This is a genomic window from Ruegeria sp. (assembly GCF_028066395.1).
In the GTDB taxonomy this organism is placed as follows: domain Bacteria; phylum Pseudomonadota; class Alphaproteobacteria; order Rhodobacterales; family Rhodobacteraceae; genus Ruegeria.
Genome location: NZ_JALCBM010000015.1, coordinates 47,606 through 62,296, shown reverse-complemented (window position 1 = coordinate 62,296; position 14,691 = coordinate 47,606). Strand labels below are relative to the sequence as shown.

The following is a 14,691-nucleotide window of genomic DNA, read 5'->3' as shown; positions in this document are numbered from 1 at the left end:
GGTGACGCCCAGTCGACCGAGTTTGTCGTCCAAGGCCCAAGTCGCTCTACAGCCGCCGCAAGTTGATCACGAAGATCAACAAGGTCCTCATCGGGGAGTTTCAAGGCAAGTTGAGGGAGGACGTCGTGCAGCGGAATGTTCCGAGATGCACGTTTCGCGAGATCCTTCTCAATGGCTTGATCGGCTGCCGGTGACGTGCGCCAAGCGCGTCCTGAGAACCCGCCCCCCAAACGTTCGACCACGTCGATATTAGCGCGGCCGGCATCAAGTGCTATGGTCTCAGGAGACGTCAAAAGCTCTTGCAGGATCGATCCGTCGAGCGACGAATGCGATAAAACGAGATCAACAATTAGGAGCCACACAGCCCCGAGGATTGAGTTCTCCCCGATGATGTCTCCGATGACGACTTCAAGAGTCTCGCCTTTATCAAGTCTCTGATGCGCCCAATGCTCTAACGCCAAGAGCGCCTTGGTCAGCATGGTCGAAGGTGCGCGCCCTCGCGACCAGCCATAACTGAACGGAGCAATAATCCTGCGCTTCTCGCCTAGGATCTCCACCGAAAAATCTGGATCGCCCTCCTCAGGCGCACAAGTTCGCTCGGTGAGTCTTCTAATGAATGCTACTCCTGTAGCAGGTGCCGCATGAAGAACTTCTGTGAATATGCTAGTGCCGCAACGACCAAGCACGAAGGGACCGTCGACACGGGACATCGCATAGGAGCGGCGCCTCTTGGGCCTTGGGTGAGTTTCACAATCATCCTCTTCGTCTACCAGCGCGCGTAGAAAAGCTGCTGCGAATTCGGCAGGCGCAGCGCCGGGCAAGTGTCCCGGAAATTCCAGAATCTGACTCATTGCCGCTTCAGGCCGCCTCGATTGCTTTACAGCGTTCAGGTATCTGGTGGCAGCACTAGGTGAGGATTGCGCCCAAAGCGCCAGCTGGAGACGAGCGGTCACCAGCGCGTCGCCGCTTACCGAGTATTTTATCTCCGGGTGAGGTTCCCCATATTGAAGCACCCTTCGGTCTCTTTGCTCAATATTTGCGACCAGAATGTCGGCGCAGCGATCAAGCAACACAGGTGTTACGGTCTTTTCGCCGAACGCCGCTAGAACAAGCCAGCTCTCGAAAAGATCAACTGAAGCGGACAACGCATCAGGCCCCAGGTGGTCGAAACGCTGCAAACACCACAGGACTAGACGTATCCACTCCGGTCCAGTCGGAATGACCATGCCCTCTGGCACTGTGACCCCTTCCGGCACAACTTCCCTGAAGACAGTTGTCGCCGATCGTGTGTGCGATGCAATAAAACGCCTAATGAGCCGCGCTGCGCGGCGTCCTTCGTTTGCCAGCAAGTAGGTGTCATACTTCTCGAGCATTGCCTCACCGCGCTCGGATCGAACCAGCGCCAACAACGCCAGACCCGCCCATCCCGCTGCAACGCCTTCCACGTCCAATCGCGCATGGAGGTTTGGCCATGTCACTTCTGTCTCGCCTTCCGCGAGAATTCGGCATGCCATTTCAAACCCGCGCACCATCCAAAACGGGGGCGGAGATTCCAAGGGCAAACAGTCAATCAGATTTGGCTCGTCCGACAGGACGCATGCAACCGCCCAGTCCGTAAACAGATCATGCAGAAAACGAACTTGGTCATTTCTAATTTCAACTAGCACGCCGTCCGCGATCAATCCTTCAACTACTTGTGCGTCCTGTTCAGCGACATCGACAAGATTGGCGCCGTCGATGAGACCTTTGCCGACTGCGTAAACTACGCGTTTGCGGGAACGCGTTTCACCTCCCTTGCGCTCACTAGCTCCCGCTCCGGTCTCCAACCAATCAATTGCAAGCTCAGCTTCGCTGATCGCATCGGCCGTGTTTAGCCGCGTTCTAACCAGCAGGCGCAACTTCAGTAGGTTTCGGGCGAGCAGCTTTGCCGGATGGTCCGGCGTGAGAAGGGGCGCGAGTTGGGGGGCCGCTTGGGCGAGCGCTTCAGCCTCGTCGTCGTCGAGCCCGTCTAGGTTCACAGATTCTCGCGTGGACAGCTGCGAGAACACCTCTTCATCGATCCAGTGGGCACCCTCATCTTCCCATCCGGGACGCGTAGTGAACAGTACTTTCAATCCTGAGCATCGTAGTCCCGCCCGCAACAGATCAATCACAGTTTTGCGCTGTGCGCTGTCACGGAATCGATCAAGGCCATCAATGCAAAGAATGCCGCCGCCGTCGCATGCAAGATCGCTCAAAAATTCTTCGGCAGACGCCTGAATACCAAATTGGGCGCGCATTACCGGCCAACCGCCTGCTGGTGTCCGGTCAGGGGCAAGTACTAGAATGCGCGATGCCGTGATCCGACTCTCGACCAAGGCCCTAAGCAATCCGGATTTGCCAGTCCCGCCAGGGCCTGAAATCTCCACGACAGAGCCCTTAGTGTCAGCGCCCTCAAGAAGTGCCTCCAATTCGCGCCGAGGCTTTTCCCGCGCGAGGCGGCACTCACTTACCGTGACGCCGATATCGTCAAGTGCGTGGCGGCTCAGTTCCTCAATTTGGCTACGAGCTACAGCAAGCCGTGGTGCCGAGCCGATGCTTATCCCGAGTTCCTTCAGTTTAGCGATAAGTTCGCTTCGGTTCAGTTCACCGCCTATTGCGTCGGAGCGAAGCACCAGCCCGAATATCCCGTCATACGGATCGGGACCACCGTTCGCCGACGCCAGCTGTCGGGCCCGTATACGATCGTGATGCTCCGCAATTGAATTTGGTCGGGCATAATCGAATGTCAAAACCGAAAATGATCGTAGGATTTGATAGAGTGTTTCGTCTCCGGATTCACCAGCTGCTGTGAGATGCGTTCTGAACGCGGCGACAAAAGCTCGCATCTCGTTATTGCTGCGACCAGGAGTTCCAAGAAGTTGCAAGAACGAACCGATGTCCGCAGTCTGCCGTGCAAGTTCCAGCGCCTCTTGAACACCGTTGTCAATCACGCCCGTCGTTCGTTCTATCGCAACTGCAAAGCGGCGATCAGGTTCTATTTTTCTTGCATTAACGACCCCTTCCACGATTGAAGCGAAATTGGCATCCCGTTCGGTGAACGCCATTGCTCGTTTGACCTGAACCTCTAGGCATTGGCCTTCACCCTCAATCGTTTTTCCATGTACAATTACGTCGTCTAGAGGATGTTCTTGGCCACCTCTTTGAAATTCAATGCGATCAATAGTGGCGCCTGGTAGTCCGAAGGGTTCAGTCGTGGCCAGCAACGCTAAAGCGTAATGGGTGCCGACTTTTGCTTCAAATTGAGAACCTGCTGGTCCAGTCGATCTAGGACTCAAATCAGAAATGTGTATGTCCCCTTAACCCGATAACTTTTCGTGACATACGAAGTATGCGCAGCACCCGAATTGAACCACAATAGCCCCTTGAACGCGAAGCGAGACCTGCACTGATGTTTGGAACCACCCATCCAATTCCAAATAGCAAGGCTTCGTGGTAAGAGCCAATCAAGTCAGAATCTAAAGAAACCAATAGATGAGCAGAGAAAGCAAGTTCTTAAGCTTGGTGCTTCGGCACAAACCTGAAGAGATCGGTCTTCAGCTTGATAAACACGGGTGGGTTCGTGTTGATGATTTGCTGCGGAAGCTGAAGAAAGCCAATCGCAAGCTAAGCCGTGACGAACTCATTCAGCTTGTCGAAAACAACGATAAGAAGCGCTTCACTCTGTCCGAGGATGGCTTGTGGATCAGGGCGGCTCAAGGTCACTCAGTCAATGTGGACTTGGGTCTAGAACCGCGACGTCCACCTGACGAGCTATACCACGGCACAGCCAGCGCAAATCTGGATGCAATATTCTCAGACGGACTAAACCCTGGGCGTCGTCATCAAGTTCACCTCTCTTTGGATCCTGACACGGCTAAACGCGTCGGCCAAAGACACGGAAAACCTGTTGTTCTAAGAGTCGAGGCGCAACGAATGTTTGAGGACGGGTTTCTGTTCTACTGCGCCGACAACGGCGTTTGGCTCACTGACAAAGTGCCAGCAGTCTACTTGGGATTCGGGAAAACTGCATAGAAACCAGAGCAGCTTGCAAATGGGCAGCTATGAACACAGTTTTTGTCTGAATTCTATCGAGAGTGCCTAAATCTGCGGTACTCACAAAATTCGCGATGTGCAAAATCCACTGATCTGCGCTAAAAAGCGACAGACTCCTGTCGAAAGATACAAACTTCGTGTCATCTTTCATTTGAAAAAAGTGGTGAGCCGTGCAGGATTCGAACCTGCGACCCACTGATTAAAAGTCAGTTGCTCTACCAACTGAGCTAACGGCCCACTCTTTTGTTGGATCTGATCGATCCGTGGCGCTCTGTAAGGCATTTTCCCGACCGGGTTCAAGACCTTATTTTGCACCTCGTTTCGCGCGATTTATCAGTGTTTCGCGCGCCCCGATAGGCGGCCTAATTAGGCAGGTGGCGCAGGGGGGTCAACCCCTTTTTTCAGGATTCTGCGCGACAGGCTGGATTCATTTCGCGACCATCGTTATATGCGCGCCATGCACAGCAAAGACGCCATTGGTTTGCCCTTCATGAAGATGCACGGGCTGGGAAATGACTTCGTCATTGTCGACGCGCGCGAACAGGCGGCGGCGATCACTCCGGCATTGGCCAAAGGAATCGGGCACCGGCAGTTCGGGGTGGGCTTTGACCAACTGGCCGTCATCGAACAGGGTGAGGCGGACGCACATCTGGTATTTTACAACGCGGATGGGTCGACCTCGGCCGCGTGCGGCAATGCCACCCGCTGCATCGCCCGGTTTCTGATGCAAGAGATGGGCAAGGACGCGCTGACCCTGACCACCGAACGCGGCACCCTGCTGGCGCGGGATGCGGGCGACGGGCTGACCTCGGTCAATATGGGGCAGCCACAGCTGGACTGGCATGAAATTCCACTGGCTGAGGCGATGGACACGCTGGAGCTGCCCATCGAAGGTGCCCCAACGGCAACAGGCATGGGCAATCCCCATTGTACCTTCTTCGTGGAAAATGCCGAGGCGATCACACTGGCCGAGTTCGGCGCGCGGCATGAATATCACCCGCTTTACCCCGAACGTACCAATGTGCAGGTCGCACAGGTGATCGGCCCGGATCATATCCGCATGCGGGTCTGGGAGCGGGGTGTGGGGATCACACTGGCCTCAGGCTCGTCCTCTTGCGCAACGGCCGTTGCAGCGGCCCGTCGCGGCCTCACCAGGCGCAAGGTACAGATCGACTTGGATGGTGGCACAATCTGGATCGACTGGCGCGAGGACGGCGTCTGGATGACCGGCCCCACGGCGCATGTCTTCTCGGGCACGCTCACGCCGGAATTCCTGAGGACGCTGGGATGAACCCGCCCAAATTCACCACCCTGGGCTGCCGTCTGAACGCCTATGAGACCGAGGCGATGAAAGAGCTGTCGCAACAAGCGGGGCTGCAGGATGCGGTGATCGTGAACACCTGCGCTGTGACGGCTGAGGCGGTGCGCAAGGCGCGGCAAGAGATTCGCAAACTGCGGCGCGAGAACCCCGACGCGCGCCTGATCGTCACCGGCTGCGCCGCCCAGACCGAACCCCAGACCTTCGCCGCGATGGATGAGGTCGACGCGGTGATCGGCAACACTGAAAAGATGCAGCCCGAGACCTGGAAAGGCCTGGCCGCTGACTTTGTCGGACAGACCGAAGCCGTTCAGGTCGACGACATCATGTCCGTCACGGAAACCGCAGGCCATCTGATTGACGGTTTCGGGACCCGGTCGCGCGCCTATGTGCAAGTCCAGAACGGCTGCGACCACCGATGCACCTTCTGCATCATCCCATATGGCCGCGGCAATTCACGCAGCGTCCCTGCGGGCGTGGTGGTGGATCAGATCAAACGGTTGGTGGACAAAGGCTATAACGAGGTGGTTCTGACCGGGGTCGACCTGACCTCATGGGGCGCTGACCTGCCCGCGCAGCCCAAGCTGGGCGATCTGGTGATGCGCATCCTGAAACTGGTGCCCGACCTGCCGCGCCTGCGGATCAGTTCGATCGATTCCATCGAGGTGGACGAGAACCTGATGCAGGCCATCGCGACCGAGCCGCGCCTGATGCCGCATCTGCACCTGTCGCTGCAACATGGCGACGACCTGATCCTGAAGCGGATGAAACGCCGCCACCTGCGCGATGACGCCATCCGTTTCACCGAAGAGGCGCGCAAACTGCGCCCCGACATGACCTTCGGCGCCGACATCATCGCAGGCTTCCCGACCGAGACGGACGCGCATTTCGAAAACTCGCTGAAACTGGTCACCGACTGCAACCTGACCTGGCTACACGTCTTCCCCTATTCCACACGCGAAGGCACCCCGGCAGCCCGCATTCCGCAGCAAGTGAACGGCAAGACCATAAAAGCCCGCGCCGCCCGCCTGCGCGCCGCCGGAGAGGCGCAGGTCGCCAAACACCTCGCAGCCCAAATCGGCAAGCCCCATCGTATCCTGATGGAAAACCCGCATATGGGCCGGACCGAGCAGTTTACCGAGGTTTCATTCAGCGCACCTCAACCCGAAGGCCGGATTGTGGCCGCGACGATCACCGGACAAAACTCTACCCAACTGACCGTCTGATCCGCCCTTCATCTGGCCGAAAATATCCCGGGGATGAATTGGCCGCAGGCCAAGAAGGGGCTGGCCCCTTCAATCCGACCTCACAAAGAAAAACCCCCGCAGCCAACCGGTGCGGGGGTTTTCAATGTCACATTCTACAAAGACCTCAGTCTTTGCGGGCTTTGCCTTTATGCGGTGCCCACAGACGCTTGTTCACCAGATACAGCAGCACCGACAGAACGGTCAGGAACAGAACGCCGACAAAGCCTGCGTTCTTGCGATCCATCATCTTGGGTTCCGCGGCCCACATCAGGAAGGCCGAGACATCTTCCGACATCGCCTCGACCGTGGCCGGATGCCCATCAGCGAATTCAACCTGATCTTCAGCCAAGGGCGGTGCCATCGAAATCCAGCCACCGGGGAAGGCGGTGTTTTCGTAAAGAATCGTACCCGCTTCTTCCTTTTCCTTGCCGGTATAGCCATCCAGCAACGAGGCGATGTATTCCGCGCCACCCATGCCTTTGACCAACTGGTTGATGCCCAGACCGTAAGGCCCGTGGAAGCCCGCCCGCGCCTTTGCCATCAGGCTCAGGTCCGGTGCGCCGACGGCATCGTTTGCCGGGAAATGGTCGGTTGGGATCGCCGGGCGAAAATCGTCCAGCTCGGGATCGAACACTTCAAAGTTCTCGGCCGAGTAGGCAATGACCTGCTCTTCCGAATAACCCAGCGCCTCAAGGTCGCGCAGCGGCACGTATCTCAGACCGTGGCAGGCAGCGCAGACCTCGGTATAGACCTGAAGGCCGCGCTGCAGCTGGTGCTGATCCCAGGTGCCGAAGGGGCCTTCGAAGGAAAAGGCAAAGTCTTCGATATGCTGTTCGCCGCCACCTGCCGCAAAGGTCGAGGCGGGCGCAAGGGCCAGGGCAAACGCGGCACCGATTGCAAGTTTCTTGAACATGGTTTCCGGTCCCTCTTCTTACTCGGCCGGCGTGGCTTCGGCGTCAGCCTTGCCATAATGGGCGTTGAAGTCTTCTTCGATGGTCTCGGGCTGTGCCAGAGGTTTCTCGATCACACCGAGGATCGGCAGGATCACGAAGAAATAGGCGAACCAGTAGGCCGACGCGATCAGCGAGAAGGTTGCATAGGGCTCTTCCGCAGGCATCGCACCCAGCCACATCAGGGCGAAGAAGTCGATGATCAGCAGGTAGAACCACCATTTGAACATCGGACGGTACTTGCCCGAACGCACGGTCGAGGTGTCCAGCCATGGCGCCAGCGCCATAGCCAGGATCGCACCGAACATCGCGATCACACCAAAGAACTTGGCGTCGATGATGCCGCCGGTGACAAAGCTGGCAATCTGCACAACCCAGACCTCGCCGGTGAAGGCACGCAGGATCGCGTAGAACGGCAGGAAGTACCATTCGGGCACGATATGCGCAGGCGTGACCAGCGGGTTGGCCTCGATATAGTTGTCAGGGTGGCCCAGATAGTTCGGCATGAAGCCCACAACCGCCCAGAACACCACCAGGATCACGGCCAGTGCGAACAGGTCCTTGATCACGAAGTAGGGCCAGAAGGGCAGCGTGTCTTTCTCGGCCTCGGCTTTCGAGCCACGGCGGACTTCAACACCCGTGGGGTTGTTGTTGCCAGTGGTGTGGAAGGCCCAGATATGCACGATGACCAGCGCCGCAATCACAAACGGCAGCAGGTAGTGCAGCGAGAAGAAGCGGTTCAGCGTGGCGTTGCTCACTGCGGGACCACCTAACAGCCAAGTTTCAATGGCCCCCCCCACAAACGGGATCGCGCCAAACAGGCCAGTGATCACGGTCGCACCCCAGAAGGACATCTGACCCCAGGGCAGAACGTAGCCCATGAAGGCGGTGCCCATCATCATCAGGTAAATCAGCATCCCGATGATCCACGTGATCTCACGCGGGGCTTTGTATGAACCGTAGTACAGGCCACGGAACATATGAATATAGACCGCAACAAAGAACAGTGACGCGCCGTTCATGTGCAGATAGCGCAGCATATAGCCACCATTCACGTTGCGCATGATGTGCTCGATGCTGGCGAACGCCAAATGTTCATTCGGCGTGTAGTGCATCACCAGAACGATACCGGTGACGATTTGCAACGCCAGGCAGAACGCCAGGACGATGCCCCAGATCCACCACCAGTTCAGGTTCTTGGGGGTGGGAATCATCAGGGTGTCATACAGCAGGCCGACAATGGGCAGGCGGCTGTTCAGCCACTTCTCGCCGTTTGTCTTCGGCTCGTAATGATCGTGGGGAATTCCGGACATCTGGGTCTCCCTTAGCCGAGCTTGATGGTTGTCGCGTCCACCCATTCAACGGGCGGAATGGGCAGGTTCTCGGGCGCGGGGCCCTTACGGATACGACCGGCAAGGTCATAGTGCGACCCGTGGCAGGGGCAGAACCAGCCACCGAAATCACCGGCATCGCCCAGTGGCACGCAGCCCAGATGGGTGCAGACGCCCATTTGGACGATCCATGCGCCGGGTGCTTCGCCTTCGGGCGACGGCATCACACGGTTGGCATCGGTTGCAGGCGCGTCCGCGTTCAGGTTCGCGTTGCGGGCCAGCGGGTCAGGCAGGGCCGCCAGACCTTCTTCGTCCTGCTGCTGCGCTTCCTGAATCTCGGCACCGGTGCGGTGACGGATGAATACAGGCTTGCCCAACCATTTCACGGTCAGCTGCGTGCCCGGCTCAACCCCGCTCACGTCCTGACGAATCGAGGACAGCGCCTGAACGTCTGCCGATGGGTTCATTTGGTTGATCAGGGGCCATACGGCTGCACCCGTCGCAACGACACCTGCGCCGCCAGCGACGTAGTAGAGGAAATCTCTGCGGGTGCCTTCGTGGTCTTCTGCGTGGGACACGAGGTTTTCTCCGATTCCAGCGCCCGAGGTTTCGGGCAAACATGCATCAGCACCGCATCAAATACGGCGTCTCATCGCGGCTATCTATCCGGGAGAAAACGGTTCGTCCAGCGGTCATAGGCGCGCACTACGCCGCATCTGGGCATTCATGTCACAACGAAAGGGCGATTTTTCAAGATATGGGCCGGGTTAGACGGGGAAATCCGCCCAATGGCGCAGATCGGCGTTGATGTGATTCGGATCACCCCCGGGGCAGCCAAAGCCCCGCCCTGATATCCGATCTCGGTCCGACTGCGGGGCTCTGATTGGCAAAATCACGTCCAGATTCTGCCATGGAAATTTCAACTTTGGCGAAATTCAGAGATGCACAAATATTGAGTTGAAAATAGATATTTTCCAATGCCTTATCCGCACCGGATTTCGATTGCACTTTGACCGGGAATGTCCCAAGGGCCGGAAAACACCCACCCTCAGCAGGACGTTCCCGATGCCAAAACTCTATGTCCCCGTACTGACTTTCGCTCTGGCGATTTCATCTCAGGCCATCGCTGCCGGTGATCCGGCGAAAGGCGAAAAACTCTACAACCGCTGCTCATCCTGCCACGCAATCATCAAAGAGGGCGAGGTTCTGGTCAAAGGCGGTATCACCGGCCCGAATCTCTATGGCGTCGTCGGTCGCGTGGCCGGGACCGAGACCGATTACCTCAACGGAAGCGAGCGTTTGCCGATCGGCATGTTCACCGACGACATGATCCGCGCGGGTCAGGAAGGTCTGGTCTGGACGCAGGACAACATCGCCGCCTATGCGCAGGACCCGATTGTATTCATTCAGGATTATCTGAACGACGAAAAGGCGCGTCCGAACATGAGCGTCAAGTTGAAAAAGGGTGCCGACGACATCGCGGCTTATCTGGCAACCTTCAGCAATTGACCAACTTGGCGGGTCACGCGTTGCGCATCAACCTGGCCAGCCACGTCATCTCACTGCCGATACCGCCCGCCTCAACGTGATCCGCTGCGGCCAGGCGAACCTCATCCGGTTTGTTCTGGTTCAGCTTCCAGGTGCCCTGAATGTCGTCTATCCGCATCCGGCACGGCAGGATCATCCGCATCATGCGATCCAGCGCGTCCGGCGTCATCTTGTCCGCGCTCCAGGGCGGCTTGGGCCGCAACCGATCCTCGTAAAACGCCGATTGACGATCCAGCATGGCGCGCAACTCCTCTTGCGGGCGCAGTTCAAGCTGACCCGTCAGATGCACAGCCACATAGTTCCACGTCGGCACCTGATCCGCGACCCCATACCAGTCGGGTGAGATATAACCATCCGGCCCGGACACCGCGATCCGGGCCGCACGCGGCGTGTCCAATGCGCGCAGAATCGGATTCGACCGCACCAGATGCAGCTCGGCCATCGATCCATCCGTGCTCAGCAAAAAGGGCACATGGCTCAGCACCGGCGCCTGATCCGTCGACAGCGCCAGAACCCCGAACGCCCGGTTACGCGCAAAGGCGATATGCTGTGCGGTTTCTTCGGTGCGAAAGGCGGGGTTGGGATGCATGGCAGGTCCTCCTGCGAAATCTCTTGCAGAACCGCCCGGTCCTTGGCAAGGTCCGCCCCGTTCTCAGGGCGGGGCGAAATTCCCCACCGGCGGTATGCGGGCCATGACCCGTAAGCCCGCGAGCGGCCCCAATCCCCGGGGTGACAAGCAGATCTGGTGAGAGGCCAGAGCCGACGGTTACAGTCCGGATGAAAGAGAACGTGCGGGCACGCCATCAGGCGTGTCTGCCCGTGATCGCCTTGGGTGAAGTGTCTGCAAACTCAGGAGATTACAATGACACACACCCGCTACGCTTTCATCAAAGCCAACTGGCATTCCGATATCGTCGACCGCGCACTTGATGGGTTCCTCGAACGCATCCCCGCCGAACAGGTCGATATCTTTGACGTCCCCGGCGCGTTCGAAATGCCCCTGCTGGCGCGTGATCTGGCCCAAACCGGCCAATACGCCGCGATTGCCTGCGCCGCCTTTGTGGTCGATGGCGGCATCTACCGCCACGATTTCGTGGCCCAGGCCGTGGTCGATGGCCTCATGCGCGCTGGTCTGGACACAGGCGTTCCGGTCCTGTCGGTGTCACTGACCCCGCACCAATATCAGGAAACCGACCACCACAACGCCATCTACCGCGCCCATTTCGTGCAAAAAGGCCGCGAGGCTGCACAAGCGGCGCTGGCAATCACCCAAACCCGCAGTTCCCTGAAAGCAAAAACCTGATCCGCTTCATCTGGCCAAAAATATCCCGGGGGTGAATTGAGCCGCAGGCTCAAGAGGGGGCTGGCCCCCTCCTCCAGCGTCCTCCATGCAAATCCGCTTGAGGCCAAGCCCCGCGCCCGCTAATCACAATCCGCAAAGGAGCACGCCCCATGTCGATGAACAGCTTTGGTCACCTCTTCCGCGTCACCACCTGGGGTGAAAGCCACGGGCCCGCTCTGGGCGCAACGGTCGACGGCTGTCCGCCGGGCGTGGCAATCGACGAAAGCATGATCCAGCATTGGCTGGACAAACGCAAACCGGGTCAGAACAAGTTCACCACCCAGCGGCGCGAACCCGATCAGGTGAAAATCCTCTCCGGCGTGTTCGAAGGCCAAACCACCGGAACGCCTGTCCAACTGATGATCGAAAACACCGATCAGCGCTCAAAAGACTACGGCGATATCATGGAAAAGTTCCGTCCGGGCCATGCCGATATCACCTACTGGCAGAAATACGGCATCCGTGACTATCGCGGTGGCGGGCGCAGTTCGGCGCGCGAGACCGCATCGCGCGTGGCCGCCGGAGGGCTTGCACGCGAGGCGATCAAACAGATCGCACCCAATGTGCAAATCACCGGCTACATGACCCAGATCGGCCCGCACAAGATCGACCGCGACCGGTTCCACTGGGCGCAAATCGAACAGAACCCGTTCTGGACCCCGGATGCGCAAGCGGCTGAGGACTGGGCCGCCTATCTGGACGATCTGCGCAAATCCGGCAACTCGGTCGGCGCGGTGGTCGAGGTCGTCGCCCGCGGCGTCCCGGCGGGCCTGGGCGCGCCGGTTTATGCCAAGTTAGACACTGATCTGGCCGCTGCGATGATGTCGATCAACGCTGTCAAGGGCGTCGAGATCGGCGAAGGCATGGCCGCCGCCGAACTGACCGGCGAGGCGAATGCGGATGAGATTTTCATGGGCCAGAACGGCCCGCAATACAGCAGCAACCACGCGGGCGGCATTCTGGGCGGCATCTCGACCGGGCAGGACGTGGTGGTGCGGTTTGCGGTCAAGCCGACCTCGTCGATCCTGACCACCCGCAAAACGATCACCAAATCCGGCGAGGAAACCGAGATCATCACCAAAGGCCGCCACGACCCCTGCGTCGGCATCCGCGCCGTGCCGGTGGGTGAGGCGATGATGGCCTGCGTGATCCTCGACCACCTGCTGCTGCATCGCGGCCAGATTGGCGAGAACCGTGGACATATCGGCTGATCTGCGCACCCGGCTGCGCGTCATCGTTGCGCAGCGGATGCAAACGGACCCGGCCCATGATCTGGCGCATCTCGACCGGGTCTGGATCAATGCGCAGGCCATTGCGGACACACCCGCGAACCTGAAAATCCTGCTGGCCGCCTGCTATCTGCACGATCTGGTCAACCTGCCGAAAAACGACCCCAATCGGCATCTGGCCTCGCGCCGATCAGCAGAGGAATCAGAGCCTATTCTAGGCGATTTAGGCTTTTCCCCATCCGAAATCGCCGCCGCCCAGCATGCCATCACCGCCCACAGCTTCTCGGCCAATGTGCCGCCAAAAACGCCCGAGGCGCGCATTCTGCGGGATGCCGACAGGCTTGATGCGTTGGGCGCTGTCGGGATCGCGCGCAACTTTGCGGTCGCGGGCGCATTGGGCCGTCAGCTTTATGATCCCACCGATCCATTCGCCCGCAACCGGGCGCTGGACGATCTGCAATTCTCGCTCGACCACTGGAAGGTCAAACTGCTGGCCCTGCCGGATGACATGCTGACCCAGACCGGACGCGACCTCGCACAGGCGCGCGCCGACCGTATGATCCGCTTTCTGCAGGACTTCGCCGCCGAAATCGGCCACCCCGTTCCCGAGGGCTGGGGGAAACGCTGATTGGTACAATCCCGCCGTTGATCTTTCCGGCGCAAAGGCGCAGGGTCGCGCCAAATGGCAAAATCGTTAACATCGCATCGACCCGTCCTGGCCGTGGGTCTGAAACTGTCCGCGCTGGTGTTGTTCACCTCGATGTCGGCGCTGGTCAAAGCCTTGTCCGACGATTTCCCCCCGGGCGAGATGGTGTTCTTTCGGTCCCTGTTCGCCATTCCCGTGATCGTCATCTGGCTGATCGCCCGCGGAGAGCTGGCCCACGGCCTGACCGTCAAGAAACCCATGGGCCATTTCTGGCGCGGCGTTCTGGGTACAATGGCAATGGGCCTGACCTTCACCGGCCTCAGCCTGCTACCCCTGCCCGAGGTCACCGCAATCGGCTACGCCACGCCAATCTTCACCTTGATTCTGTCCGCAGTGATGCTGGGCGAGCGCATCCGCATGATCCGCATCAGCGCTGTGGCCATCGGCCTTCTGGGGGTCGTGATCATGATCTGGCCGCGTTTGGGCAGCGCGGAAATGGAAACGGCGGCCACCATCGGCGCGCTCTGCGTGCTGGGGGCGACCATTGCCCGCGCATTTGTGCAGATCCACATCCGCCAGCTTGTGCAGGTCGACCACCCGGCAGCGGTGGTGTTCTACTTCTCGGTCACCGGCACGCTGCTGTCTGGCCTGACGGTCTTTTTCGGATGGACCATGCCAACGCTGACACAGGCGGCGATCCTGATCACCATGGGGCTGGTGGGCGGTGTGGCGCAGATACTGGTGACCTCATCCTACAGATTCGGGCAGGCCTCGATGTTGGCACCTTACGACTATACCACCATGCTGTTTGCCATTTTCATCGGCTATATGTGGTTCGACGAATTGCCCACGCTGGTCATGCTGGGTGGTGCGGCGCTGGTGATTGCGGGCAATGCGTTGGTGATATGGCGCGAGCATAAGCTGGGCCTGGAACGGGGCAAGGCCCGGTCGGTCTCGGACCCCAAGGCCTGACCTTTACCTTTTGCAAACTTTCCCTAGGTTGGGC

Annotated in this window: 13 protein-coding genes, 1 tRNA gene and 1 riboswitch; of the genes, 8 read left to right on the top strand and 6 right to left on the bottom strand. The window is 58.9% G+C overall.

Annotation, left to right across the window (positions count from 1 at the left end; all coding sequences use genetic code 11):
• The coding region (locus tag MPJ51_RS07235) for a hypothetical protein (protein WP_298383914.1) at nucleotides 1-3,086 on the bottom strand (3,086 nt) is incomplete at its 3' end.
• Nucleotides 3,087-3,513: 427 nt separating this feature from the next.
• Between MPJ51_RS07235 and MPJ51_RS07230 the strand changes: the two genes are divergently transcribed.
• Nucleotides 3,514-4,053: an RNA 2'-phosphotransferase gene (locus MPJ51_RS07230; protein ID WP_298383912.1), complete on the top strand. Its 540-nt coding sequence runs from the start codon at nucleotides 3,514-3,516 to the stop codon at nucleotides 4,051-4,053.
• 182 nt (nucleotides 4,054-4,235) lie between these two features.
• On the opposite strand, the gene MPJ51_RS07225 is transcribed toward MPJ51_RS07230, so the two are convergent.
• Nucleotides 4,236-4,311 (bottom strand) — tRNA-Lys (locus MPJ51_RS07225).
• Between the two features lie 220 nt (nucleotides 4,312-4,531).
• Between MPJ51_RS07225 and dapF the strand changes: the two genes are divergently transcribed.
• Both dapF and mtaB read left to right on the top strand, forming a co-directional pair.
• The gene (gene dapF, locus MPJ51_RS07220; protein ID WP_337959808.1) at nucleotides 4,532-5,365 is read left to right on the top strand and encodes a diaminopimelate epimerase; all 834 of its coding nucleotides are present in this window, start codon (nucleotides 4,532-4,534) and stop codon (nucleotides 5,363-5,365) included.
• Complete coding sequence (gene mtaB / locus MPJ51_RS07215) at nucleotides 5,362-6,618, top strand: tRNA (N(6)-L-threonylcarbamoyladenosine(37)-C(2))-methylthiotransferase MtaB (protein ID WP_298383908.1); 1,257 nt, start codon at nucleotides 5,362-5,364, stop codon at nucleotides 6,616-6,618. Before dapF ends, mtaB begins: the two co-directional genes overlap by 4 nt.
• 145 nt (nucleotides 6,619-6,763) lie before the next feature.
• Here mtaB and MPJ51_RS07210 read toward each other — a convergent pair whose 3' ends face one another.
• The 3 genes from MPJ51_RS07210 to petA are packed head-to-tail and all read right to left on the bottom strand — an operon-like array spanning nucleotide 6,764 to nucleotide 9,498.
• A complete protein-coding gene (locus MPJ51_RS07210) occupies nucleotides 6,764-7,552 on the bottom strand; it encodes a cytochrome c1 (protein ID WP_298383906.1) in 789 nt (262 codons plus the stop codon).
• 18 nt (nucleotides 7,553-7,570) lie between these two features.
• On the bottom strand, nucleotides 7,571-8,902 hold the full coding sequence (petB, locus tag MPJ51_RS07205; protein ID WP_298383904.1) for a cytochrome b: 1,332 nt from the start codon (nucleotides 8,900-8,902) through the stop codon (nucleotides 7,571-7,573).
• An 11-nt stretch (nucleotides 8,903-8,913) separates the two neighbouring features.
• Nucleotides 8,914-9,498 (bottom strand): ubiquinol-cytochrome c reductase iron-sulfur subunit, encoded by a 585-nt coding sequence (gene petA / locus MPJ51_RS07200; RefSeq protein WP_298383902.1) that lies wholly within the window; start codon nucleotides 9,496-9,498, stop codon nucleotides 8,914-8,916.
• Between the two features lie 487 nt (nucleotides 9,499-9,985).
• Between petA and MPJ51_RS07195 the strand changes: the two genes are divergently transcribed.
• Nucleotides 9,986-10,429, top strand: coding sequence for a cytochrome C (locus MPJ51_RS07195; protein ID WP_298383900.1), 444 nt, complete (start codon nucleotides 9,986-9,988; stop codon nucleotides 10,427-10,429).
• A 13-nt stretch (nucleotides 10,430-10,442) separates the two neighbouring features.
• On the opposite strand, the gene MPJ51_RS07190 is transcribed toward MPJ51_RS07195, so the two are convergent.
• A complete protein-coding gene (locus tag MPJ51_RS07190) occupies nucleotides 10,443-11,057 on the bottom strand; it encodes an FMN-binding negative transcriptional regulator (protein WP_298383898.1) in 615 nt (204 codons plus the stop codon).
• 55 nt (nucleotides 11,058-11,112) lie between these two features.
• Nucleotides 11,113-11,261: riboswitch (FMN riboswitch) on the top strand.
• A 63-nt stretch (nucleotides 11,262-11,324) separates the two neighbouring features.
• On the opposite strand from MPJ51_RS07190, the gene MPJ51_RS07185 reads away from it, so the two are divergent.
• The 4 genes from MPJ51_RS07185 (at nucleotide 11,325) to MPJ51_RS07170 (ending at nucleotide 14,657) form a co-directional block, all read left to right on the top strand.
• Entirely contained in the window at nucleotides 11,325-11,771 is a 447-nt protein-coding gene (locus tag MPJ51_RS07185; protein WP_298383918.1) for a 6,7-dimethyl-8-ribityllumazine synthase, read from the top strand.
• Nucleotides 11,772-11,920: 149 nt separating this feature from the next.
• Complete coding sequence (aroC, locus tag MPJ51_RS07180; protein ID WP_298383896.1) at nucleotides 11,921-13,021, top strand: chorismate synthase; 1,101 nt, start codon at nucleotides 11,921-11,923, stop codon at nucleotides 13,019-13,021.
• Nucleotides 13,005-13,667: an HD domain-containing protein gene (locus MPJ51_RS07175; RefSeq protein ID WP_298383894.1), complete on the top strand. Its 663-nt coding sequence runs from the start codon at nucleotides 13,005-13,007 to the stop codon at nucleotides 13,665-13,667. Before aroC ends, MPJ51_RS07175 begins: the two co-directional genes overlap by 17 nt.
• Before the next feature lie 54 nt (nucleotides 13,668-13,721).
• Nucleotides 13,722-14,657, top strand: a complete 936-nt coding sequence (locus MPJ51_RS07170; RefSeq protein WP_298383892.1) for a DMT family transporter — start codon at nucleotides 13,722-13,724, stop codon at nucleotides 14,655-14,657.
• Nucleotides 14,658-14,691 lie beyond the last annotated feature (34 nt).

Bases quoted from the DNA above. Each gene is read 5' to 3' on its own strand.
- aroC (WP_298383896.1), top strand. From the start codon at position 11,921: ATGTCGATGAACAGCTTTGGTCACCTCTTCCGCGTCACCACCTGGGGT.
- dapF (WP_337959808.1), top strand. From the start codon at position 4,532: ATGCACAGCAAAGACGCCATTGGTTTGCCCTTCATGAAGATGCACGGG.
- mtaB (WP_298383908.1), top strand. From the start codon at position 5,362: ATGAACCCGCCCAAATTCACCACCCTGGGCTGCCGTCTGAACGCCTAT.
- MPJ51_RS07210 (WP_298383906.1), bottom strand. From the start codon at position 7,552: ATGTTCAAGAAACTTGCAATCGGTGCCGCGTTTGCCCTGGCCCTTGCG.
- MPJ51_RS07190 (WP_298383898.1), bottom strand. From the start codon at position 11,057: ATGCATCCCAACCCCGCCTTTCGCACCGAAGAAACCGCACAGCATATC.
- MPJ51_RS07230 (WP_298383912.1), top strand. From the start codon at position 3,514: ATGAGCAGAGAAAGCAAGTTCTTAAGCTTGGTGCTTCGGCACAAACCT.
- petB (WP_298383904.1), bottom strand. From the start codon at position 8,902: ATGTCCGGAATTCCCCACGATCATTACGAGCCGAAGACAAACGGCGAG.
- MPJ51_RS07170 (WP_298383892.1), top strand. From the start codon at position 13,722: ATGGCAAAATCGTTAACATCGCATCGACCCGTCCTGGCCGTGGGTCTG.
- MPJ51_RS07195 (WP_298383900.1), top strand. From the start codon at position 9,986: ATGCCAAAACTCTATGTCCCCGTACTGACTTTCGCTCTGGCGATTTCA.